The sequence below is a fragment of the Tropicibacter naphthalenivorans genome, assembly GCF_900176475.1.
GTDB classification, from domain to species: domain Bacteria; phylum Pseudomonadota; class Alphaproteobacteria; order Rhodobacterales; family Rhodobacteraceae; genus Tropicibacter; species Tropicibacter naphthalenivorans.
This window is the reverse complement of sequence record NZ_FWXX01000003.1, coordinates 244,394-265,174: the sequence shown is the minus strand read 5'-3', so window position 1 is coordinate 265,174 and position 20,781 is coordinate 244,394. Positions and strand designations below refer to the sequence as shown.

Here is a 20,781-nt window from a genome sequence, read left to right as displayed (position 1 = left end):
TCGGAGGCCGGGCTGACCGGCCTCCGATTTACTTTTTCCTGATCTCATAACCAGAAGGTTCTGAAGTGAACGCACAGACCCTAGCAAAACGCGCTTATTCCCAATCGGCCCGCAGCACTCAAACGCCAAGACGCACAGAGTACGAGCTGATCGCGCAAGTGACACATCGGATTAAGGCGGCTGCCGAAGCGGGCCCCATGTCCTACCCCAAGCTGGTAGAAGCTCTCTCTGACAATCAACGCCTGTGGACCGCGCTTGCCGTCGATGTCGCTGATAAAGACAACGAACTGCCCCAAGATTTGCGCGCGCGGATTTTCTATCTCGCCGAGTTTGTTCAGCAGCACACAGGCAAAGTCTTGGCCAAAAAGGCTCGGATCACCCCCCTGCTAGAGATCAACGCAGCTATCTTGCGCGGCCTCGGCAGTAACAGGAGAAACGAATGAGCGGTTTGGTTCTAAAGCTCGCCCCCAGAGAACGTGTTCTGATCAACGGCGCCGTTATTGAAAACGGCGACCGTCGCAGTCGTCTGTCTATCGTAACGCCGAATACCAACGTTCTGCGCTTGCGCGACGCCATCCATCCCGATGAGGCGCAAACACCTGTGCGGCGGCTTTGCTATGCTGCGCAGTTGATCCTGACCGGAGATGTCGAGCCTGAGGAGGCTCGACAACAACTTATTCCTCGGATCGAGGAACTGAGCCGCATCTTGATCGATCCCGACAGCCGCCGCTTGCTGTCGCAGGCCAGCGACTCGCTGCTTGCTGGGGAGTTCTATCAAAGCCTAAAGGCGCTACGTGCCTTGATCCCGCGCGAAGATAGGCTCTTGGCGACCAAGCCCTGACTCGCCCGAAAACTGGGGCGAAAGGGTCGAGGGTTGACCTCGACCGTATTTCCTCAAGACCTCGCGCGCTGTTGCTGAACACGAACGCCACCGCGCCCCGGACCGGCCTTCGCCCTTTTCAAAAGCAAATCCAGCTTTCTAAACGCACCCTCCGGCCCGTTGGGTGAAGGCTCTGCCAAAAAGGCATCCAGCTCAGCCCAAACGCCAATCGCCTGATCCAGAATAGGGTCTTCGCCTTCCCGATACAGCCCCGCGCGGATCATCGTTTCCGACTGCGCATAGGCGCCAAGCAATTGCCGCACCTTTTGGATCAACTCGTTCTCGGACGCACTGGCCGCCTCTGGCAAGCTCCGCGATACGGACCGCAGCAAATCAATTGCCGGAAAGCGGCCGCGCTCTGCGATCTTGCGATCCATGACCACGTGACCATCAAGCACCCCGCGCAAGATATCGGCAATGGGTTCATCCATATCCGACCCAGCCACCAACACGCTAAAGACTGCGGTGATATCCCCGGTGTCACCCATCCCCGGCCCCGCTCTTTCCGCAAGACGCATGATCTGATGCGCAACAGAAGGCGGATGCCCACGCAACGCTGGCAGCTCTCCCGCAGCGATTGCGACCTCGCGGTGCGCCTCGGCAAAACGTGTGATCGAATCGGCCAAGTACAAGACGTGCTTGCCTTGATCCCTGAAATGCTCGGCGATGGTCATGGCCGCCAGCGGACAACGCCGCCGCTCCAAAGGAGATCGATCCGAGGTGGCCGCCACGACGATGCTGCGTTTCATGCCCTCTGGGCCAAGCACCGTATTGACGAAGTCCAAAACTTCGCGACCACGCTCCCCAACCAGGGCGAGGACAACGACATCCGCCTGCATCCCCTGCGCCAATGACGCAAGCAAGCGTGACTTCCCGACACCCGACCCGGCAAAAAGGCCGATTCGCTGTCCCTGAACCACGGGCAAAAGCGTGTCGAACACCGCCAGTCCGGTTGCCAGACGGTGCCCCATCGAATGTCTCGCGGCGGCCGGCGGGGGGCTGGCCCGGAAGGGGCGGGGCTTTTCGCCCGGCCCCAAAGGCGCGCCATCCAAAGGACGGCCATAGGCATCGACAACGCGACCAATCCAGCTGTCGCAGGGCGCCAGCGTCGGCGGGCCCAAAACCGCGACCCGATCCCCCTTGGACACGCCATCCGCGGCCTCATCGGGCAACATCGCCACCAAATCATCATTAATGCGCAGAACCTCTCCGCCCAGCGGACCCTCGGGGCGCAACAACCTCAGCCGATCCCCAATGCTGGCACTGTGGGACAACCCGCGCACCCAAATGGTCGTGCCATCCACCGAGTGAACGCGCCCAACCGCCCGCACGGGCTGCATCTGGGAAATTCGGGCACGAAGGCCAGTGATCTCGTCGTCCATCGTACGCTCCATTCAAGGTCTGCAAACCGTTTCTAAAGGAATCACGGTTAAGCCTTGATTGAAGCAATCGAGGGAGAAGCCCCGATGTTCCAAAATTTGGACGTCTTCAAAACGGCAATGGCAATGGCGCGGCATGCAGGCTTGAAACAGGCCTACAGCGCGCAAAATATCGCGAACGCGGATACCCCAGGCTATCGGGCCAAGGATATCCCCGAGTTCGCCAAATCAGTGCGCGATTCGCTGCAAGGACAGCGCGCGACGCGGGCCAAACATCTGAACGGCTCGACGGGACGGTCGGTGGATTTCACCGAACGCCGCCAAGCGCTGGATCCGAACGGCAACACCGTTTCGCTCGAAGAAGAGATGGTCAAAGCGGTTGATGCCAAGCGGCAATCCGACCGCGCTCTGGCCATTTATCGCAGCAATCTCAGCATTTTGCGCAGCGCCATTGGCCGCAGATAAGGACCGATAAGATGAACGCTTTTTCAGATGCCCTGTCCGTCACCGCCAGCGGGCTCAAGGCGCAGGCCGCCCGCTTGCGCGTGGTGACCGAGAACATCTCGAACGTCGATACCCCCGGCTATCGCCGCAAGGTCATGCCTTTCAAATTGGACCGATCGGAAACCGCGCTGGTCCGGGTGGAACCCGGCAGGGTCCGGCTCGACCAGAGTGATCTTGAGCAAATCTACGACCCCTCCCACCCCTTGGCCGATGCCAACGGCAACTACCAAGGCACAAATGTCGATCTTTTGATCGAACTGGCCGACGCGCGTGAGGCGCAGCGGTCCTACGAGGCGAACCTGAAAATGTTCGACCAGACCCGTCAGATGTCCAGCGGATTGCTGGAACTCTTGCGGCGTTAACTTCCCCAACCCAGAGAATGGAGACCAGAATGGACGTCCGCTCGCTTAATGCTGCCCAGCAGTATGCCGCTTTCCGGCCCGCAATGGAGCCGGATGCAAACGCAAAACCCTCGGGAATCGAGGCGCAGTTTGCGCAAGCAACCCAACAGTTTACCGATCAGCTGCGCACCGCAGAGGCGACAGCGCACCAGGCCATGGCCGGCAACGCCGACCCGCACGCGCTGGTCGAGGCGCTCGCACAGTCCGAGTTGGCCGTGGATACGGTCGTGGCGGTCCGCGACAAGGTCGTCGAGGCCTATCAGGAAATCCTGCGGATGCCGGTCTAAGCTCATGATGTCAGAGGCTATTTTCTTTGACACGCTTCGTCAGGGCCTGTGGATCGCGACCATCACCTCGGTCCCGATCCTCTCGGCGGCCCTGATCGCAGGCGTCACCGTCGGCCTCTTTCAGGCGCTGACGTCGATCCAGGAAATGACCCTGACATTCGTGCCGAAACTCTTGGCCATCGTCGCGGTGTTCTGGATCTCGATGAGCTTCATGACCCGCACCTTGGTGGACTTTTTCCAGTCCCACATCATCCCGATCATCACCGGAGGCTAGAATGGAATCCGCAAGTTATACCGCGCTCGCCAGGCAATCCGGCCTGATGAAAGAGATGCGGGTCATCGCCAACAACATCGCCAACGCCAACACCACGGGCTTTCGCCAAGAGGGCGTGATCTTTGCCGAGTACATTCTGCCCGGCGATGGCGTCAAAGGCATTTCGATGTCGGTCGGCAGCGTGCGCAACACCTCTTTGATGCAGGGCACGCTGCAACAGACCGGCAGCATGTTTGACGTCGCCATCGAAGGCGACGGGTTTTTCCTCGTGAACACGCCGAATGGCCAGCGGCTGACCCGAGCGGGGGCGTTTATGCCCAGCGCCGAAGGCACCTTGGTGAATTCTGACGGCTACCAGGTGCTCGACGCGGGCGGGGCGCCGGTTTTTGTGCCGCCCGACGCGTCGGATTTGGCGATTGCGCGCGACGGCACCATCAGCACGCAGGGCCGCCCCATTGGGCAAATCGGCGTGGTCGAACCGCTCGATGCCCGCCAGATGGAGCGCGAGGGCGGCGTGCTGTTCCGTGCCGATGCGGGCTTTAACCCCGTCGAAAATCCCCGCGTGATGCAGGGCTTTATCGAAGCCTCGAACGTCGATCCCATTCTACAGGTCGCCCGCATGGTCGAAGTCCAGCGCGCGTATGAAATGGGTCAAAGCTTCATGGAACGTGAAGATGAACGGATCAGAACTGCCCTCAAGGCATTCGTGAAATAAGGAAGCAGCAGGATGCGCGCACTCAAGATTGCAGCAACGGGCATGAGCGCCCAACAAATGCGAGTGGAAGTGATTTCCAACAACCTCGCGAACATGAGCACCACCGGCTATAACGCGCGCCGCGCCGAGTTTGCCGATCTGCACTATCAGCAGTACGCGCGGCCCGGGTCGATCAACGCGTCCGACGGCACTGTGTTGCCGACCGGCGTTCAGCTGGGTCTTGGGGTGCGCCCCTCTTCGGTGTCGATGCAACTGGCCCAAGGGTCGCTGTCCGCCACCGGCGGCGATCTGGACGTGGCGATCGAAGGGAATGGTTACCTGGAGGTGACTTTGCCCTCGGGTCAGGCCGCCTACACGCGCGATGGCGGACTTAAACGCACGGGCGAGGGCTTGATCGTCTCGTCCGACGGCTTTCCCGTCTCGCCCGAAATCACTATCCCGGCGGATGCGCTGAGCGTATCGATCAACGCCCAAGGCGAGGTTTTCGCCTATTTTGCCGACAACGCGGCGGGGCAGCAGCTGGGTCAGCTGACGCTGGCCGGGTTTACCAACCCCAAGGGTTTGGAAGCGATCGGCGCGAACCTGTTTACCGAAACCGAAGCGTCGGGCCCCGCCTTGCAGTCGACGCCGGGCGTCGATGGGCTCGGCACTTTGCGACAGGGCTATCTCGAGGACAGCTCGGTGGATGCGGTCAAGGAAATCTCTGACCTGATCGAGGCGCAGCGTGGGTACGAGTTGAACTCCAAAGTGATTTCCGCGGCGGATCAAATGCTTGCGGCGACGACTCAGGTCCGCTGATGAGACTTGCCTGCGCCATAGCCTTGATCCTGAGCGGCCCTGCCGTAGCCGACACCGTGGTGGCGACGCGCACCATCCGCCCGCAAGAAATCCTGTCGCCACAGGATTTGCGCGTGGACCCGGCCATTGTGCCCGGCGCCTTCGAAAGCATCGACGAAGTGGTCGGCCAAGAGGCGCTGTATGCCATCTATCCGGGCCGCGCCGTCATGCGCAGCGCCGTGGGTGAACCCGCGTTGATTGAGCGAAATCAAGTGGTTGAGCTGATCTACAACGCGGGCGGTTTGCGGATTGTGGCCGAAGGTCGGGCCTTGGCGCGCGGCGCAGAAGGGGAACGCATTCGCGTCATGAACCTTTCCTCCAAAACCACTCTGTTTGGAACGATTTCTTCAACCGGCGCGGTCATCGTGTCGAAATGAGGTTAATAATGCTGAGAAAATTTTGCCTATTCGGGATGGTCCTGACGACTGTGGCCTGTAGCCGCTTGGACCACATCGGCAAAGAGCCGTCGTTCACCCCGCAGACCGAAAGCATGGAACGTGTCGCGATGATCGCCTCTGGGATGCCTGAGGCGCTGCCGCCCCAAACGCCCACCGCGCGTGCTTCGCTATGGAGCGGCGGGCAGACTTCGCTGCTGGGTGATCGGCGTGCGATGAAACGCGGCGACATCCTGACCGTTGTGATCGAGATCGACGAAAGCGCCGAGATCAGCAACAACAGCCAGCGGTCGCGCTCTGGCTCGGAAAGCATGAATATCCCGCAGCTTTTGGGCATTCCTCAGCGGATCAACCCTAATCTGCCAGATGGTGCCAGTCTTGACACCGCCGTTGCGCTGGACGGTGCCAGCTCTTCGTCCGGGAATGGGTCGGTCCGCCGCAGCGAGAGTCTGACCCTGCGGATCGCCGCAACCGTCACCGACACGCTGCCAAACGGCGTTCTGGCGATCAGCGGTACGCAGGAAGTCCGCGTTAACTTTGAGCTGCGAGAGTTGTTGGTGTCTGGCTTTGTCCGGCCCGAAGATATCTCGCGACAGAACGAAATCACCTACGACAAGATTGCCTCGGCCAAGATTTCCTATGGCGGGCGCGGGCAGATCACCGATGTGCAGCAACCCAGGATTGGCCAGCAAGTGCTGGACGCGGTCCTGCCTTTCTAAGGCGAAGCGATGATCAAGAAACTCCTCCCTATTATTCTCGCTCTGATCGGCACCGGCGCAGGTGTCGGCGCGGGGCTATTCCTGATGCCGCCCCCAGCCGAGGAACATGCCGAAGGCGCGATCGAATGTATCCCGCCGGTAGAGGATCCGGAACACGCAGCGCCCCCCGAAGAGACGGTGGACGAAGGCCCGCCCGTTGGCCGCGAATATGTCAAACTTAACAACCAGTTCGTGGTCCCGGTGATGCGAAAAGACGCGGTCGTGGCCTTGGTCGTGGCTTCCCTCAGCGTCGAGGTCTCCTCCGGCACGACCGAAACGGTTTATGCGCGAGAGCCCAAATTGCGAGATGAATTCCTGCAAGTGCTCTTTGATCACGCGAACATCGGCGGATTTGAGGGGACGTTTACCAACGGCGACCGCATGGATGTCTTGCGCGAAGGGCTTTTGGATGCCGCGCGCTCCGTATTGGGCAGCGATGTCAGCGATGTCCTCATCACCGAAATCGCCCGCCAAGATACTTAAAGAAAAGAGAACTTTTAAGAGGCGGCCCCCTTTGTGGGGCCGTTATCGATTCTGAAAGCGGCGCATGGTTCCCAACGCCTCCAACGTGTCAGCCTCGCGCGCGAGAAGCTTTTGACGGCGCTCTTCGCGCGCTTTTTCGTCCAGCTCCTTCGCGGCTTCGGCCCTCGAAAACGCGGTGCGCGCCTGCGCAAGACTGTCGAATTCCCGTGCGCGCGCCAAAGCCGCCTGCCGCAGAAACTCTGCCCGCTTGCGCAGCAGCCATCCTTGCCACAGCGCATCCGCACCCAACATCTGCCGCGCGCCAATCGTCTCTGAATCGGCCTGGACCGAGCGGCGAAGCTCATCAATCTGTTCGATTTCCTGCGCCAGCCGCGCGCTTTCATCGAGGTTCCGGCGGTGCTTTTCCAGCGCCTTTTCCTTGAGAATTTGAGTCACTTCCAGAAGGGGCTCGAACTGGGTCATATCCACCTACTCTTGCGCGCCTTGGCCCGCATACTGTCTGCAAATCGGATCGCCGCCGCGACGGGGCGATAGTGATCGGTTGAAATCTCATCGCCGATCTCTGTCGTCGCATAAAGCGCGCGCGCCGTTGGCGGATCGGAATGGATTGGCACGTCGTTCTCGTCCGCGATCTCGCGAATTTTCAACGCAATTTCATCAACACCCTTGGCCACGCAGCTTGGCGCGGATCCTGGCGCACGCGACCATTTCAGCGCGACGGCGTAATGCGTCGGGTTCACGATGATAACGTCCGCTTCGGGGACATCCGCCATCATTTGGTTCATCGCTAATTCCTGCGCGCGGCCGCGCCTATGCGCTTTGAGGTAGGGATCGCCCTCCGCTTCTTTCGCCTCATCCTGCATTTCTTTGTGAGACATGCGGTGTTTCCGCATGTGTTCCGCCCGCTGGAAAAAGTAATCCAAAGCACCGATCGAGGCCGCAATCAGCACGACAATCGATAGGAACCGCAGCATCAGACGCGTCAAAAGCACCATGATCTCTGTCGGATTCGCGCGGATTGTGCCTGTAATGTCGTTCAGCTGGCTCCTTAAAAACACCGCAAGCAAGATGGAATAAACCGTCAGTTTGACGAAGCTTTTAAAGAACTCGAACAGTCCCCGACGGCCAAATTTATTCTTGGCGTTCGAAATCGGAGAAATCCGGTTCATCTTGGGGATCAGCTTTTCGCCGGAAAAGACAAAACTGCGTGTGGCAAACAGGGTAAAAATGACGAACAGCCCCGGCACCAAAAGCAAAGGCATCGCCGGAGCCATCCCCGCCGTCATGACAGACCCCGCGATTGTTTGTGCGCCATCGCCAAAGAACAATTCCGTCAGGCGATCAGGTTGCTCGATCAGTGGCATCAGCGCGTCGCCAAAACGCATCAAACTGTAACTACCCAGCGCCGTGCAGCAGATCAGCATCCCAAGATAGGCCATTGCCGTGTTCAGGTCGGCAGCACGGGGAATTTCGCCCTTCTTTCGCGCGTCATCGAGCTTTTTCTGTGATGGCTCGTGGCTCTTTTCGCCGCCTTCGTCTTCTTCTGCCATCGCGCTCTACCTGAATGGAACCGCAAGAAAAGCTTCGAGCGCGCTCAACCAGACGCTGAGCATTAACGGCGCAGCAACGGTTAGCAGGGAAATCGCCCCGAAGGTGATCACCGGGGCGCCGACGAAAGCGACCATAAGCTGCGGCATGGCCTTGTTGATTACCCCAAGCGTGAGATTGTAGATCACGGACATGATCACAAAGGGCGCAGCGAGGCTGAACGCCAAGGCGAAACTCTCGGTGACGCGCTCTCGTCCTGCCTCGGCAATATCCGACGGGTTGGGAAATTGCATCGCGGGCAGCATGTCGTAGGAAATGACCAGAAAGGCGGCGGCTTTAACGTGAAAACCAGTGGCCATCAGCAGGGCAAGCGCGGCTGTCGTTAAAATGTGGCCGATCGCCGGCATGGGGTCGGTGCCATTGTTGCCTAAAAGTTGAGACAAAGAGGTCGATTGCGCCGCGATGGCCCCTGCGGTTTCGATCGCGAGAATAAACAGCCGCAACACAACACCAAGAAACAGGCCGGAGATCGTCTCTGTCGCCAATGCAAAGACAAAGGTCCCGAAATTCGGCTCGGGCAAATCCATCGCGGGCGTCACGGCTGGTGCCACGATCAAGGTTAACATGATCGCCAAAACCAAGCGCACGCGGGTCGAAATCACCTGTTCGCCCAAGCCCGGCAATGCAGCCATGACAGCGCCGGCGCGCAGGAAAACGATCAAGGCCGCCCATGCGCTATCGGTTAACATATCAACCAAAGGCAACAAAGCGATCATGCGGCGACCACGCCAATCAAGGCCGGTCTCGCTTCAAGACCGATTTCCTCGAAGGACATGACTGGATTGGTCATCCCCTTGGCCGCCATTACCGTGCGCACAAAGCGGCGACGGCGGGCCGAAGTGACCACCGCAGGCATGACGCCCCGATTGCCCGCCTCGCCGATTTGCTCTGCCAAGCCGTTTGACAGCGCCTCGAATCGGTCAGGCGGCAGCGCGATATCCAGGCCGCCATGGTTTCCTTCGATCTGATGGCGCAGGAAGGTGTCCTCCCACTCAGGCGCCAGTTGGATCAGCGGGATCGTTCCATCGTCGCGGCGCATACTGGCAACCAGTTGGAAACCAAGACGTTGGCGAACATGCTCGCAAATCGCCTCGGGCTGGGTTTGCTGACCGCGCATCTCGGAAATGGCCTCGAGGATCAGCGGCAGATTTCGGATCGAAACCTGTTCATCCAGCAACAGCCTTAGCACTTGGTGCAGCGTGTCGATCTGCACCTTGTCCGGGATCAGCTCGTCCAACAGCTTGCGATTCGCCTCGGCGCGGGCCGGATTGGTGAGCGAGACCATCTCGTCCAGCAATCGGCGCAGCGCTTTGAGCGTCAGCAGACGACCAAAGTTACGGCGGATCACTTCAAGCAGGTGGGTGGCCAGCACTTCGGTCGGGGTGACGATGGTCACGCCCGTGATGGCTGCACGTTCTTGATCTTCTGGGCGAATCCAGCGGGCCGGCGCGCCGTAGACCGGCTCGGTCACGTCCCGCCCAGCTGGTAGAGCGTTGCTCGCCTCGGGGACCAGCGCCAAAACCAAATCCGGGTTCAGCTCGCCTCGGGCCATCTCGACCCCATGAATTTTCACAACATAAGTGCCGGTCGGCAACGAAGGTGCATCGGTCAGGCGAATTTCAGGCAGGATCAACCCAAATTGCGAGGCGATATGCGTCCGCATATTGGCGATCCGCACATCAAGACCAGTTCCAGGATCAAGGACCATGTTCACCAAATCCGGCGCAAATTCGACGTGAATGTCATCCAAATCCAGCACATCCCCCATTTGCTGGGTTTTGGGTTCGGTGACCTCGTCCTCTTCGACTGGCGCGGCTTCCTCTTCGGGCGGGCGAGTGGATAGCCACCACGCCGTGCCGACCAAAACCGCAGCGCCAAGCGTGAAAGGCAAAAACGGCAAGCCGGGCACCAACGCGAACAAGAACATCAGGACGCCAACCGCCAGAACCGCAGATGGATGGCGGCCCAGCTGCTTGGCAACCGCAAGGTCAGTCGACCCGATAGTGCCACCGCGCGCGAGCAGCAGCCCGGAAGCGATCGAGATGATCACCGCCGGGATTTGCGACACCAATCCGTCGCCGACCGTCAAGATGGCATAGGTTTCCATCGCATCGCCAACCGCCATGCCGTGGACCACGACGCCCATGATCATCCCCATGACCAAGTTCAAAAGGGTGATCAACAGACCGGCGACCGCGTCGCCCTTTACGAATTTCGACGCACCATCGAGCGAGCCAAAAAACGTGGTTTCCATCTGTTCGGTTTCGCGGCGCCGCTTTGCTTCGGCGTGGTCAATCGCACCAGCCGACATGTCGGCATCAATCGCGAGCTGCTTGCCCGGCATTCCGTCCAGTGCAAAACGTGCCGAAACTTCGGCCATCCGGGCAGAGCCTTTTGTAATGACTGCGAAATTCACAATCATCAGAACGCCGAAAACGACCAGACCCAGAAAGACGCTGCCGCCCATGACAAAGTTGGCAAAGCCCTGAATGACTTCGCCGGCCGCGTGGGTACCTGTGTGCCCTTGGCCGATGATCAGCTTGGTCGAACTGACGTTTAAAGATAGCCGCAGCATCAACGAGGTCAGCAAAATCGTCGGAAAAGCGGAGAAATCCAACGGACGTTCGATAAACAAGGTCACCGTGAAAATCAGGATCGCCAGCCCGAATGACGCAGCAAGCCCGACGTCCAAGACCCATGACGGCATCGGCAGAATCATCATGACGATCACTGCCATGAGCGCAATCGCAAGCAGGATCGTTGGTTTAAAAAGCGCAGCGCCCGAGAGGTTCATGACGCGATCCGCTCAGCTGACGGCAGCGATGCTCGCAAAATCGGAAACGTCGTCGTTCTCGATGTGCCGATTTGCCCATCGCACTGGAATTTGTAGATTGCCATTTCTTGGCCTCAAGTTACTTTCTGCAACTCTGACTGGGATATCTTAGAGCCCTTTATTTTTCGTCAATCTCGGGCTTCGATCCGTGTCGCTTCGAGCAGGGCTCGCAAGGTTTCACGGGCATCGGCGCTCTCGGAAGAGAGCCGCTCTGCATCTTGCAAGGACAGATCTTGAGGATTAACAACTGTTTGTTCTTGCTGAGTTAATTCGGCTGCTGGAGCAAGGGCGCTATCACGTGCCTCGGCCACATCTGCCCAATCTCCAGAAAGCCATGCAGCATTCAGGGCGTCCTGTTCGGCCCCTAGATCGTTGTAGACAGTCTTGGCGAATTCATGATCCCCCATCAGGCGGCGAGCTTCCGCCCTAAGCCGGTCCACCTCAGGACCTTGCCGACCACTGAGCAAAAGCTCTGCCTCTTCGGGTCGCGACAAGTCGAGCAAAGCTTCGGCGTGCAGCAAGCGTGCCTCCAGCAACGGGGGGGTTTCCGGCAGATGATCAAGTTGATCCAAAGCAGCGTCTGGCAGACCAGAAGCGAGCATCCGCTTTGCAATCGATAGGGTCAAATCCGGGGAGCTCACTTCGTGCCCTTGGCCCTCGAACTTGAAAGTATACTTGAGGAAAGCGACTTCGTTGTCACTGGTGAGCAGCGCCTTCAACATCTTGTCGCGCATTTCAGACAAATCGCTTTCCGGGATGTCCGGTGCATCGGCAATGGCTTCGTATGCCTGGTCAAATTCGCCGTTGATCAGAAGAAGACGCACATACGCATCCCACATTTCCGGACCTTGTTCGGAATTTCGCATCTCGGTCGCGAAGGCCGCTGATAGTTCGACAAAGGCCGCTGGAACGGGCTCTTTTGTTTCGTCAGCGGCGTCAACCGCAGCCAAAATGGCTGTGGGCGTGTCCGGACCCCCGGACATTGCCAATTTCTGCAACGTTTTCGCAGCATCGTGTGGATCGCCGGTCTTTGCATCAAGCCGCGCGCGGCCCAACGCAATTTGATCCGTTTCCGTCCCTTGGGCACGCTCGAGCCGCCGCAGGACATCCTTGGCGGTATCAGTTTGGCCGAACTGGCCAAGTTTGTCCGCCAAAGTTGGCCCGATATGTTCCCGAACGTGCCGTGGCAAAGCATCAAAGGCCCGCATCACTGCGGACGGATCGATTTTACCACCCATGGGAAGCGTTTCCATGTCCATGACAGACCAAAGCGCGGCCGATCCCTCACAGCCGCTTTGGTTGGCGAAATGATCGGTGGGATCGTCCTCCAAATCGACAAGGTACGACAAAGCAAGGATCGTCGGGTCTGGCGCCTCTTCAGACAGCTGTGTCATCGCCCTTGCCTCGACCCCGAAGGTGTAGAAGTTCAACAGGCGCATGTATTTTGTCAACGCGCTCTCGTCGACACGGTCGAATTCTCCGAAAACCGCACTTCGCGCAGAAGACAGAGCTTTGCTCGGTTCTGACTCACTGGGCGCCCACCTCGCGAAATTCAAGGAACTTTCCGGGACACAACTGTCGCCACCAATCGCAATGCGCTGTGAACCAGAAGCCGAGTATTCGACGCCCGCCAGTCCCGCCGATAAAGCGGCGGTCAAATCCGGTGCATTCAGTTGGTTTTGCTCAGCCTCTCTAACGGCCACATGATCAATTTTCAGCCCCCCATCCGGGGAAATAGCCGGATCCAACAAACCCTGAGTCGCCGCAGCTGCCAAATCGGCAATGATTTGGTCCCCAATGCTCAATGGGCCGCGAGCGTGTTGGGCCAAGTCCGGTTCTTTTACCGGTTCAGCGTCATGCGGTGCTACAGACCGTTCTTGCGGACGCGCCATCGTCACACCAGGCATCAAGGGGCTCTGTTGCCGCTCGGGCCCGATTCCTGGCTTTTCACCAAGCCTGACTTCTGCCAATCCGGCAGGCGCGTGCGTTGCTGCATCTTGCGGCCTTGGCTCTTGAATAGGCTCTGGCGCGACGTGATCAGCATCGGCGAGATGCTCGGTTTCAGGCTCGGGGAGTTCGGCCACCTCCACAGGTGAAATTTCCTCCGGGGCTGAGGTATCCACCGCAACAACTTCCGGCGCGGGAGATAGCGCCGGGCCGTTCTGGACGTCCAAAACCAGCATTTTATCCTTAAATGAATAGGCATTGATTTCGCATGCGCAGCCGAGCTCAATTCTCAATTCGGACCGCTGTGGGGGCGAATCCAGATCCACGATGCGATCTCGCGAAATACGGGAAAAAACGTCTCCGATATCAAAACTCAGCCCTGGCCGGGACAGACGAAGAACCTTTGTCCGGCCAGCGTCGGCGTCGGAGATGCTCCAATCACTGCCGTCCGGTAGATCAACAACAAGCCGGGTAAAATCAGCATGATCCCCGCTGCGGACGGCAATGGATTGCGCCACAAGGGACGAGGGCCACACCAACACAAAAAGGGCGACAAAAAGTCGTTTCATGCCGCGTCCTGCTTTACGGATTTCAGAGCCTCCTCCAATTCCTCGAAGGTCGGGCGATGATGGTCCGGCGTATTTTGGCGGCCCACCTCGATGCAGATATTGGTCGCATGGTTGTGCAAATTCGCGACGAGCACCTCGCGGATCAGATGATAGAAGTGGAAGTCCTCTTCGCAGACGGCTTTAACCTTGGTCGCAAAAGGCCCGACCAGACCGTAGGCCAAGAACACCCCCAAGAACGTGCCAACAAGCGCGCCACCGATCAGTTTCCCAAGCACCTCTGGAGGTTGGTCGATGGAGGCCATGGTTTTGATAACACCCAGCACAGCTGCCACAATCCCAAGAGCCGGAAGGGCGTCCGCCATGCTTTGCAACGCGTGACTGGAATGCAGCGCGTGATGCTCCATCCCCTCAAGGCGCTTGTCCAACACCTCCTCAACCTGGTGCGGGTCGTCATAGTTCATCGAAACAGACCGCATGGTGTCGCAGATAAACTCGATGGCATGTTTGTCAGCCAGAATTTTGGGGTATTTTCCAAAAATCGTGGATTCAGCTGGGGACTCAACGTGTTCTTCGATAGCGACCGGGTTTTGACGCGCCAGACGGATCAACTCGAACAAAAGGCACAGCAGGTCGCGGTAGTCATCGTGTTTCCACTTGGCCCCTTTGAAAACCTTGCCGACATCTTTCAGGGTGTGCTTTACAGTCGCACCGTCATTGCTGATCATGAAAGCGCCAGCCGCAGCGCCGCCGATCATCATGAACTCGAACGGTAGTGACTTGATAATAATCGCCATTTTGCCGCCCGCGGCCAAATAGCCGCCGAACACCATCCCAAAAAGAACAACGATACCGATAATTCCCAGCATTCCCGGTCTCCCGAACCAATTCTGCTACACTGTGGCATGGAGCCGTTAAGAAACTCTCTGTGCGCGCCGTCACATCACGACAAAATCAGCATGAAGCGCGCCTGCGGCTTTGATGCTCTTTAAAATGTCGATCATATCTCGCGGGCTCACGCCCAGGGCGTTCAAGCCAGCGATGACTTCGGACAAGGACGTCCCCGTCGGCACCTCGGCCAAGCCGATTCCCGGCTCTTCTTCGATGGCAGCCCCAGTCCGCGGCACCACGACGGTTTCGCCTTCGGCAAAGGGGTTGGGCTGGATCGCCAAGGGCGCTTCCTCGATCCGCAAGGTGAGCCCGCCCTGAGACACGGCCACCCGAGAAATGCGTACGTCCGCGCCCATGACGATGGTGCCAGAGCGTTGATCGACAACGACCCGCGCGCGCCGCTGCGGTTCCACCGCGAGGTTTTCGATGGCGACCACGGCGCGGGCTGGCGTTGCCGTGCCAGTGCGGCCCAAATCCACCGTCACCGTGCCTGCGTCCATCATTGTCGCGGCCCGGCGCCCGATGGCCCGGTTTATGACGTCTTCGATACGCGCGGCGGTTGTAAAATCGGGTTCCCGCAAGGCCAACCGAAGAGAGGACAGTTGCGTGAAATCAAACTCAACTTCGCGCTCGACCCGCGCGCCCGAAGGGATGACACCAGCCGTCGGAACGCCCTGGACAACGCGCGCCGCGTCCCCTTCGGCTTCGACTCCGCCCGCGATCACCGTCCCTTGGGCGACGGCATAGATTTGCCCGTCTGCCGCGTTTAACGGCGTCATGATCAAGGTCCCGCCCAGCAGGCTACTGGCGTCGCCAATCGCCGAAACCGTAATGTCAATCTGACCACCTATGCGTGCAAATGCGGGCAACTTCCCGGTCACGATCACCGCAGCCACGTTCCGAGGGCGAAACTGTTCGCCCGTCACGTTCACACCAAGGCGCTCAAGGATATTCGACATGATTTCTTCGGTGAAAGGAGAGTTTCGCAACCCGTCCCCCGTGCCGTTCAGACCAACGACAAGACCGTATCCGACCAGATCATTGGACCGGACGCCTTCAACCTCAACGAGATCTTTGATGCGAACCGACTGAGCCTGTGCCGTCGAGCACAGCCCAATTGCCAAGATGAAAAACGTGAGCAGGCGTTTGAGCATTAGAGGAACTCCGCCAGAGACAGACGCTGCGACCGCGCGGTGATCGCATACAGGCTTTCGAGCTGCGTACGGATCGTTTCATACCGCGTTGCCGTCTCGTAGGCGTCGGCCCCAACCAGATCGAGCTTGGCGATACTGGTTGCCGTGCGCTCTGCCGAATTGCGCGCGGTCGTCTCTTCGACACGCGCTTCGAGAGCGCCAAGGCCTGCCCGAAGTTCAACCATACCTTGCTGCGCACCAAGCAAATCCCGCCCGGCTTTTGCCAGCATTTCGACCTGTACATCCTGTGACAGGCCCAGCGATCCATCCGTCGACAAAGCAGCCATAACGAGCGGTTTCAGCACGTCGCGAAACACCGGATCGGTGGCGCGAATATCCACGTTCGCCGTCTCTGTCTCGCTCAGTCTCAGCGGTGCAATCCCAGCGGTAGAGCCTTGGTAGGTGGTCGTCTCGTAGGTGCCGCCCGCGCCGAAAAAGGTATCCAGAGCCGTTTCCACATCGGCCAGGGTCACAGACCCGGAAACAGCGGTCCGCAGATCCCCCAAGAAAGTATCCACGTCCTGGACCGCAGGCCGATCCGTCGCGGTGCCCGAGAACATGAAACGCCCCGCAACCGAGCGGTTCAAACCGTTCAAAACCTGTGCAAATGCGTTTTCGGCGTCCTGCGCCATAGTCGACAGCAAAGAGCTGTTCGGCGTCAATTCCGCCGAAATCAACGACTGCGACAAAAGTTCCGTTCTAGATTGAATCTCATCCAACGCAGTTTGCATCGACCCGGTCAAAAAGGTCGCTTCGGTGGTGTTGACGCGATAGGTGTCCAGCTTGGACAGGGTGCGATCAATCGCCATCAGCCCGGTCAAGTCGCCTTTAAGGTGCTGCGCGGGATCTTTGACCAAGCCCGTGGCGACCTCGACGGCCAATTGATCCATTTCACTGCGAAGCTGGGCCTGATTGGTCCTCAGCACCAGCGCGCGGGCCATATCTCCGACTGATTCCATGAGAAATTCTCCTTAGATTTGCAACAGACGCTGCAAGAGTTCATCCACGGTGGACATGACCTTGGCGTTCGCGGTGTAGAGTTGTTCGATCTGCATCAGCCGTTGAAGCTCAAAGTCGGTGTCGACGCCTTTGGCCAGCTCGGCCTCTTTGAGCGCGGTATTGCGCGAGGATTGATAGCTTTGCGACAGTTCGGCGCGCACGCGTGAGCCGGACACGGTCGAGGCAAATTCGGACGCATGATCGACAAAACTGCGGGAAACCGAGGCCAGCGTCGTCGAGCTGGGTACATTGGACGCGGACATCGCGGCCGAAATGCCTTGTAGCAAGCGGGCTTCACCCACCTCACCCTGCGTTGCCGCACCCAGACCGTCGCGCAACCGCCAAGACCCGCCAGAGCCCGGTGCAACCAGCGAATTTAGAGAAATCCGCGAGGCGAGACCCTCTTCGTTGAGGGGATCAAAGGCGAGTCCAATGTCGGTAAACAGGCCCGGATCGGTCGCACCCAGCGTCATGTCCGGCCCACCGGGGCCAAGACGTTCCACAAGGTCACGGGCGATGCCGTCCAGTTCGGCCTGACGTTGCACACCTTCGTTGTCGCGGATGTTGAATTGTGCGGCAAGGCTCCCGCCGCCGAACATCCCATTGTCGCTGGTGCTGACGGCAACACCGTTAAAGGTCAGCCCGGACAGCGCCCCGTTTGCCACAGTGTCGCCGACCCGCACCGCAATGGACCGTTCAAATTCTATCTCGGCGGGCTTGCTGTCCAAAAGCAAAGCGCCGCCGGTGGTGTAAACGGTGATACTGCCTTTGTCCTGTTCGACGACACGCAGCGGCACGATGTCCGAAATCCCGTCGAGCAGGCGATTGCGTTCGTCCAAAAGGCTCGCCGTATCGACGCCCGAAACCCGTCCCTTGACCACGTCGACGTTGATCTCGTCCAAGCGCGCCAAGGTTTCATTCATCAGATCGATCTGCGCGCCGATGGTCCGGTCCGCGTCCGTCCGCAGGGTCTGGATTTTGTCGGACATGGTGTTCAACGTCAGCGCCAGATCGTTCGCCGTCGTGGCCACCATTTCCAGCCGTTGGGTCGAAGCTGGATTCGACGCCGCCGTCAAAAGCGAGTTCTCAAAGGCTTCGACGCGGCCGACAAAAGAGCCTGCCTCGCCCGAGACGCCAACGACGTCCTCGACTTTCTTGATAAAATTGAGAAGATCGTTCGATGCGGCCGTTTGAGCATCCGAAAAACGGCGATCGGCGATCAGCGCCGAGTCGACATTGCGCGAAACGCCGTCGACCCGGACGCCCCCGGTGAGGCCAGCATTCAGCACAAGCTCGCGCTTTCCGTAGCTTTCGGTGGTGGCGTTCGCGATGTTGGTCGACACCAGACCCGCAGCACGCGAGTTGGCCTTGAGCCCCGAAAACGCGTTGTTAAGTGCAGAAGATAAAGACATTTACTGGCCTCCTTGAGGAGTTGATCTAAGAACCGTCAGCGCTTGATGTTGGCGGTTTCCTGAAGCATTTCGTCGACGGTCTGGATGACCTTGGCGTTCGACGAATAGGCCCGTTGGGTCTGGATCATTGACGTCAGTTCCTTGGCGACGTCGGTGGTCGATTCCTCGCGGGCGAAGGATTTGATGTCACCAGTCGGACCATCCCCCGCGTCCCAGAGGAAATACGCGCCCGAGGACGGCGTCGGCTTGAACGTCTGATTGTCCAGCGCGGTCATGCCATTGGGGTTGGGCAGATCGGCCAGCGGAACCTGATAGAGGATCTGGCTGACGCCGGTGTCGTACTGGGCGCTGACAAAGCCGTTGGCGTCCACTTCGACACCCACCATGTTCCCGACTTCGGACCCATCTTTCGTGATCGAGATGGGCGCAAAGCTGTCGGACAGCTGCGACAGGCCGCTGTTTTCGCCAACCGCGCCAAGGTTGAAATCAATCGGGCCGCCTGCAACGGTGATCTCCGCAATCCCGGTGAGGGGATCATAGGCACCGCCAGAAATGGTCGTCACGCTCAGGATCTGCCCACCGGTGTTCCGGGTGTCGTCAAACACAATTTCATATTCGCCAACAACCGCGCCACCTTGAGCCGTGTCCGTCATCAGCATGTTCCACGTGTTCGACGGCGCAGTCGCAGGGGCGACCGGAACCGTTGGCGTAAAGGTCAGGTTGATGGCCTGCGACACGCCAAGGTTGTCGAAATACTCGATCGACAGGTTGTAAGGATCGCCCGATGCATCCACTTGGGTATCAGTTGCGGGCAGGTTGAGGCTCATTTCAACGTTGGTGGTCGGGTCACCGGTCAGGCTGAGGCTGAACTGAACAGGCTGAAGGCCGTCGGTGGTGTCCCGCGGGTAGGACGGGATCGAGCCATCCAGATTCGCCGGCCAGCCCATCAGGTAATAGCCCGACTGGTTTTGCAAATACCCTTCTTCGTTCAGGCGGAACGAGGCCGTCGGGGTCAGCAGCAGCTCGGGCTCGCCGGTCGCCTGAAGCTGCGAGGCAGACACCACCGGCAGCATCCCGCGACCGCGAATCGCCAGATCCGTCGCGTTGTCCGTCGTCACCAACGACCCTTTCTGGTCGATCAGACGCACGTTGTTGGTGGCAACACCACCGGCAGTATAGCTACGGCCGCTGTTGCTCATAACCAGCGAGTTAAACTCTGTCTCTGCACGGCGATAGCCATAGGTCGACGAGTTCGCGATGTTGTCGGAAATCGTGCCCAGACGGCTCGCATTTGCCGTCAGACCTGAAACGCCTGCATTGAGGGAGGATGAAATTGTCATAGACGCGCCTTTCTGCTGTCTCGAAACTAAATTCCGAGACAACAGATACGCGCTCGTGTTTAACGCGGGCCTAACATCTAAAATGCGATTGAATTCATCTTACAGGTTTCGCAGGAACACGATTTCCAGCCTGTTGTTGCGCACGTCCATCGGGTTGTCGTGGTTCGGCTCCCGGTCCGCATGAGACGTAACCCTATGAACGCGCGAGGAACTTAGCCCCTGATCGGTCAACAATTCGCGGAACCGCGTCGCCCGAAGCCCGGACACATCCCAGGACGGATTGCGCGCCAGCACCAGCGGATAAGAGGCTGTGTGCCCTTCGACAGCAATCGGATTATTCACGATGACCGAGGCAGAAATCAGCACCCGAGCGATGTCACGCAACAGGGGAGTCGGCTGATTGTCGTCGTCGAACAGACGGGCCTCTTCGGTTTCGAACACCTCGATCACCAGCCCCTCGTCGGTCACATCGGTCACGATATGGTCCAGCGTCTCGTCCGCCACCATGCTTTCGCCGCCACGGCCCATCAGCATCTCTGCGACTTCTTTAAAGGCTTCTTCCTCGGCCTCCCCCTCGGCGTCTGCCTTGTCAGAGGTCAGCGCGCCGGACGCGCCATCCAGACTTTGGCGCCGAGGCTGGACGTTCAGGCTGGTCGAGCCAGAGCCCATGCGCGGCAGGGTATTTTCCGCAAAGACGGATTCCCCGCCCAGCGCGCCATCGCCGCCGCCAGAGACCCGCGTCAAGGCAATCGTCGGCGTAAAGTAATCCGCGATCCCCTTGCGCTGTTTTTCGGTTGTTGCATTCAGCAACCACATCAAAAGAAAGAACGCCATCATCGCGGTCACAAAGTCGGCATACGCCACCTTCCAGGCCCCGCCATGGTGCCCGTCGCCGCCGGAAACTTTTTTCCGTTTGATGATGATAGGCGCAACGCCATCGCCACTCATGTCCACCACCTTTCTTTCACCCAAGGAAAGGTATAGGCTACCGCCGCTTACCAGCCGCTTAATGATTCAAAATGTAAGGTTAAATACCCAAAGCGGCGTCAAAGGCGGTGCGGTTTTCCCACATTGGCCCA

Annotated in this window: 23 protein-coding genes; 11 read left to right on the top strand and 12 right to left on the bottom strand. The window is 59.0% G+C overall.

The annotated features are described in order from the left end of the window. Positions 1–65: 65 nt before the first annotated feature. Entirely contained in the window at positions 66–443 is a 378-nt protein-coding gene (gene flaF, locus B9A11_RS09215) for a flagellar biosynthesis regulator FlaF (protein WP_058248101.1), read from the top strand. Beyond that, complete coding sequence (gene flbT / locus B9A11_RS09210; RefSeq protein WP_058248100.1) at positions 440–841, top strand: flagellar biosynthesis repressor FlbT; 402 nt, start codon at positions 440–442, stop codon at positions 839–841. The genes flaF and flbT overlap by 4 nt, the downstream gene beginning before the upstream one ends. A gap of 53 nt (positions 842–894) precedes the next feature. Here the strand turns inward: flbT and B9A11_RS09205 are convergent, their stop codons facing one another. Then, a complete protein-coding gene (locus B9A11_RS09205) occupies positions 895–2,262 on the bottom strand; it encodes a FliI/YscN family ATPase (RefSeq protein WP_058248099.1) in 1,368 nt (455 codons plus the stop codon). Positions 2,263–2,316: 54 nt separating this feature from the next. Here B9A11_RS09205 and B9A11_RS09200 point away from each other — a divergent pair, with 54 nt between their 5' ends. Genes B9A11_RS09200 through B9A11_RS09160 form a run of 9 tightly spaced genes read left to right on the top strand, consistent with a single transcriptional unit; the run spans position 2,317 to position 6,913 of the window. Next, positions 2,317–2,724, top strand: a complete 408-nt coding sequence (locus B9A11_RS09200) for a FlgB family protein (RefSeq protein WP_306345507.1) — start codon at positions 2,317–2,319, stop codon at positions 2,722–2,724. 11 nt (positions 2,725–2,735) lie between these two features. Then, positions 2,736–3,125 carry a flagellar basal body rod protein FlgC gene (gene flgC, locus B9A11_RS09195; protein ID WP_058248098.1) on the top strand — a complete coding sequence of 130 codons (390 nt, stop codon included), beginning with the start codon at positions 2,736–2,738 and terminating at the stop codon, positions 3,123–3,125. A 29-nt stretch (positions 3,126–3,154) separates the two neighbouring features. Next, positions 3,155–3,451, top strand: a complete 297-nt coding sequence (gene fliE / locus B9A11_RS09190; RefSeq protein WP_058248097.1) for a flagellar hook-basal body complex protein FliE — start codon at positions 3,155–3,157, stop codon at positions 3,449–3,451. A gap of 4 nt (positions 3,452–3,455) precedes the next feature. After that, positions 3,456–3,725, top strand: coding sequence for a flagellar biosynthetic protein FliQ (locus tag B9A11_RS09185; protein WP_058248096.1), 270 nt, complete (start codon positions 3,456–3,458; stop codon positions 3,723–3,725). Position 3,726: 1 nt separating this feature from the next. Then, positions 3,727–4,440, top strand: coding sequence for a flagellar hook-basal body complex protein (locus B9A11_RS09180; protein WP_058248095.1), 714 nt, complete (start codon positions 3,727–3,729; stop codon positions 4,438–4,440). A gap of 12 nt (positions 4,441–4,452) precedes the next feature. After that, the gene (gene flgG / locus B9A11_RS09175; protein WP_058248094.1) at positions 4,453–5,238 is read left to right on the top strand and encodes a flagellar basal-body rod protein FlgG; all 786 of its coding nucleotides are present in this window, start codon (positions 4,453–4,455) and stop codon (positions 5,236–5,238) included. After that, positions 5,238–5,654 (top strand): flagellar basal body P-ring formation chaperone FlgA, encoded by a 417-nt coding sequence (gene flgA / locus B9A11_RS09170; protein ID WP_058248093.1) that lies wholly within the window; start codon positions 5,238–5,240, stop codon positions 5,652–5,654. The genes flgG and flgA overlap by 1 nt, the downstream gene beginning before the upstream one ends. A gap of 8 nt (positions 5,655–5,662) precedes the next feature. Then, on the top strand, positions 5,663–6,391 hold the full coding sequence (gene flgH / locus B9A11_RS09165; protein ID WP_234988785.1) for a flagellar basal body L-ring protein FlgH: 729 nt from the start codon (positions 5,663–5,665) through the stop codon (positions 6,389–6,391). Between the two features lie 12 nt (positions 6,392–6,403). Further along, complete coding sequence (locus B9A11_RS09160; RefSeq protein WP_058248223.1) at positions 6,404–6,913, top strand: flagellar basal body-associated FliL family protein; 510 nt, start codon at positions 6,404–6,406, stop codon at positions 6,911–6,913. Positions 6,914–6,955: 42 nt separating this feature from the next. Here B9A11_RS09160 and B9A11_RS09155 read toward each other — a convergent pair whose 3' ends face one another. The 11 genes from B9A11_RS09155 to B9A11_RS09105 all read right to left on the bottom strand — a co-directional run bounded on the left by B9A11_RS09155 (position 6,956) and on the right by B9A11_RS09105 (position 20,650). Further along, a complete protein-coding gene (locus B9A11_RS09155; protein WP_058248091.1) occupies positions 6,956–7,375 on the bottom strand; it encodes a hypothetical protein in 420 nt (139 codons plus the stop codon). Beyond that, positions 7,372–8,463 carry an EscU/YscU/HrcU family type III secretion system export apparatus switch protein gene (locus B9A11_RS09150; protein ID WP_058248090.1) on the bottom strand — a complete coding sequence of 364 codons (1,092 nt, stop codon included), beginning with the start codon at positions 8,461–8,463 and terminating at the stop codon, positions 7,372–7,374. Before B9A11_RS09150 ends, B9A11_RS09155 begins: the two co-directional genes overlap by 4 nt. Positions 8,464–8,469: 6 nt before the next feature. Beyond that, positions 8,470–9,237, bottom strand: coding sequence for a flagellar biosynthetic protein FliR (locus tag B9A11_RS09145; protein WP_058248089.1), 768 nt, complete (start codon positions 9,235–9,237; stop codon positions 8,470–8,472). Next, on the bottom strand, positions 9,234–11,258 hold the full coding sequence (gene flhA, locus B9A11_RS09140; protein ID WP_234988783.1) for a flagellar biosynthesis protein FlhA: 2,025 nt from the start codon (positions 11,256–11,258) through the stop codon (positions 9,234–9,236). Before flhA ends, B9A11_RS09145 begins: the two co-directional genes overlap by 4 nt. A 224-nt stretch (positions 11,259–11,482) precedes the next feature. Further along, positions 11,483–13,870: a hypothetical protein gene (locus B9A11_RS09135; protein ID WP_058248087.1), complete on the bottom strand. Its 2,388-nt coding sequence runs from the start codon at positions 13,868–13,870 to the stop codon at positions 11,483–11,485. After that, positions 13,867–14,736: a flagellar motor stator protein MotA gene (motA, locus tag B9A11_RS09130; protein WP_058248086.1), complete on the bottom strand. Its 870-nt coding sequence runs from the start codon at positions 14,734–14,736 to the stop codon at positions 13,867–13,869. Before motA ends, B9A11_RS09135 begins: the two co-directional genes overlap by 4 nt. 69 nt (positions 14,737–14,805) lie before the next feature. After that, positions 14,806–15,912, bottom strand: a complete 1,107-nt coding sequence (locus B9A11_RS09125; protein ID WP_058248085.1) for a flagellar basal body P-ring protein FlgI — start codon at positions 15,910–15,912, stop codon at positions 14,806–14,808. After that, a complete protein-coding gene (locus B9A11_RS09120) occupies positions 15,912–16,910 on the bottom strand; it encodes a flagellin (RefSeq protein ID WP_058248084.1) in 999 nt (332 codons plus the stop codon). The genes B9A11_RS09125 and B9A11_RS09120 overlap by 1 nt, the downstream gene beginning before the upstream one ends. Positions 16,911–16,922: 12 nt before the next feature. Beyond that, a complete protein-coding gene (flgK, locus tag B9A11_RS09115) occupies positions 16,923–18,362 on the bottom strand; it encodes a flagellar hook-associated protein FlgK (RefSeq protein ID WP_058248083.1) in 1,440 nt (479 codons plus the stop codon). A gap of 35 nt (positions 18,363–18,397) precedes the next feature. Continuing rightward, positions 18,398–19,702: a flagellar hook protein FlgE gene (locus tag B9A11_RS09110; RefSeq protein ID WP_058248082.1), complete on the bottom strand. Its 1,305-nt coding sequence runs from the start codon at positions 19,700–19,702 to the stop codon at positions 18,398–18,400. A 99-nt stretch (positions 19,703–19,801) separates the two neighbouring features. Further along, the gene (locus B9A11_RS09105) at positions 19,802–20,650 is read right to left on the bottom strand and encodes a flagellar motor protein MotB (protein ID WP_058248081.1); all 849 of its coding nucleotides are present in this window, start codon (positions 20,648–20,650) and stop codon (positions 19,802–19,804) included. Between the last annotated feature and the right edge of the window lie 131 nt (positions 20,651–20,781).

Excerpts from the sequence above, each read along its gene's own strand:
- B9A11_RS09155 (WP_058248091.1), bottom strand. The coding sequence starts at position 7,375 with ATGACCCAGTTCGAGCCCCTTCTGGAAGTGACTCAAATTCTCAAGGAA.
- B9A11_RS09120 (WP_058248084.1), bottom strand. The coding sequence starts at position 16,910 with ATGGAATCAGTCGGAGATATGGCCCGCGCGCTGGTGCTGAGGACCAAT.
- B9A11_RS09205 (WP_058248099.1), bottom strand. The coding sequence starts at position 2,262 with ATGGACGACGAGATCACTGGCCTTCGTGCCCGAATTTCCCAGATGCAG.
- flgA (WP_058248093.1), top strand. The coding sequence starts at position 5,238 with ATGAGACTTGCCTGCGCCATAGCCTTGATCCTGAGCGGCCCTGCCGTA.
- flgC (WP_058248098.1), top strand. The coding sequence starts at position 2,736 with ATGAACGCTTTTTCAGATGCCCTGTCCGTCACCGCCAGCGGGCTCAAG.
- flgG (WP_058248094.1), top strand. The coding sequence starts at position 4,453 with ATGCGCGCACTCAAGATTGCAGCAACGGGCATGAGCGCCCAACAAATG.
- B9A11_RS09135 (WP_058248087.1), bottom strand. The coding sequence starts at position 13,870 with ATGAAACGACTTTTTGTCGCCCTTTTTGTGTTGGTGTGGCCCTCGTCC.
- B9A11_RS09150 (WP_058248090.1), bottom strand. The coding sequence starts at position 8,463 with ATGGCAGAAGAAGACGAAGGCGGCGAAAAGAGCCACGAGCCATCACAG.
- B9A11_RS09105 (WP_058248081.1), bottom strand. The coding sequence starts at position 20,650 with ATGAGTGGCGATGGCGTTGCGCCTATCATCATCAAACGGAAAAAAGTT.
- flbT (WP_058248100.1), top strand. The coding sequence starts at position 440 with ATGAGCGGTTTGGTTCTAAAGCTCGCCCCCAGAGAACGTGTTCTGATC.
- B9A11_RS09125 (WP_058248085.1), bottom strand. The coding sequence starts at position 15,912 with ATGCTCAAACGCCTGCTCACGTTTTTCATCTTGGCAATTGGGCTGTGC.
- flgH (WP_234988785.1), top strand. The coding sequence starts at position 5,663 with ATGCTGAGAAAATTTTGCCTATTCGGGATGGTCCTGACGACTGTGGCC.
- B9A11_RS09110 (WP_058248082.1), bottom strand. The coding sequence starts at position 19,702 with ATGACAATTTCATCCTCCCTCAATGCAGGCGTTTCAGGTCTGACGGCA.
- motA (WP_058248086.1), bottom strand. The coding sequence starts at position 14,736 with ATGCTGGGAATTATCGGTATCGTTGTTCTTTTTGGGATGGTGTTCGGC.
- flhA (WP_234988783.1), bottom strand. The coding sequence starts at position 11,258 with ATGGCAGTGATCGTCATGATGATTCTGCCGATGCCGTCATGGGTCTTG.
- flgK (WP_058248083.1), bottom strand. The coding sequence starts at position 18,362 with ATGTCTTTATCTTCTGCACTTAACAACGCGTTTTCGGGGCTCAAGGCC.
- B9A11_RS09145 (WP_058248089.1), bottom strand. The coding sequence starts at position 9,237 with ATGATCGCTTTGTTGCCTTTGGTTGATATGTTAACCGATAGCGCATGG.
- fliE (WP_058248097.1), top strand. The coding sequence starts at position 3,155 with ATGGACGTCCGCTCGCTTAATGCTGCCCAGCAGTATGCCGCTTTCCGG.
- B9A11_RS09180 (WP_058248095.1), top strand. The coding sequence starts at position 3,727 with ATGGAATCCGCAAGTTATACCGCGCTCGCCAGGCAATCCGGCCTGATG.
- B9A11_RS09185 (WP_058248096.1), top strand. The coding sequence starts at position 3,456 with ATGATGTCAGAGGCTATTTTCTTTGACACGCTTCGTCAGGGCCTGTGG.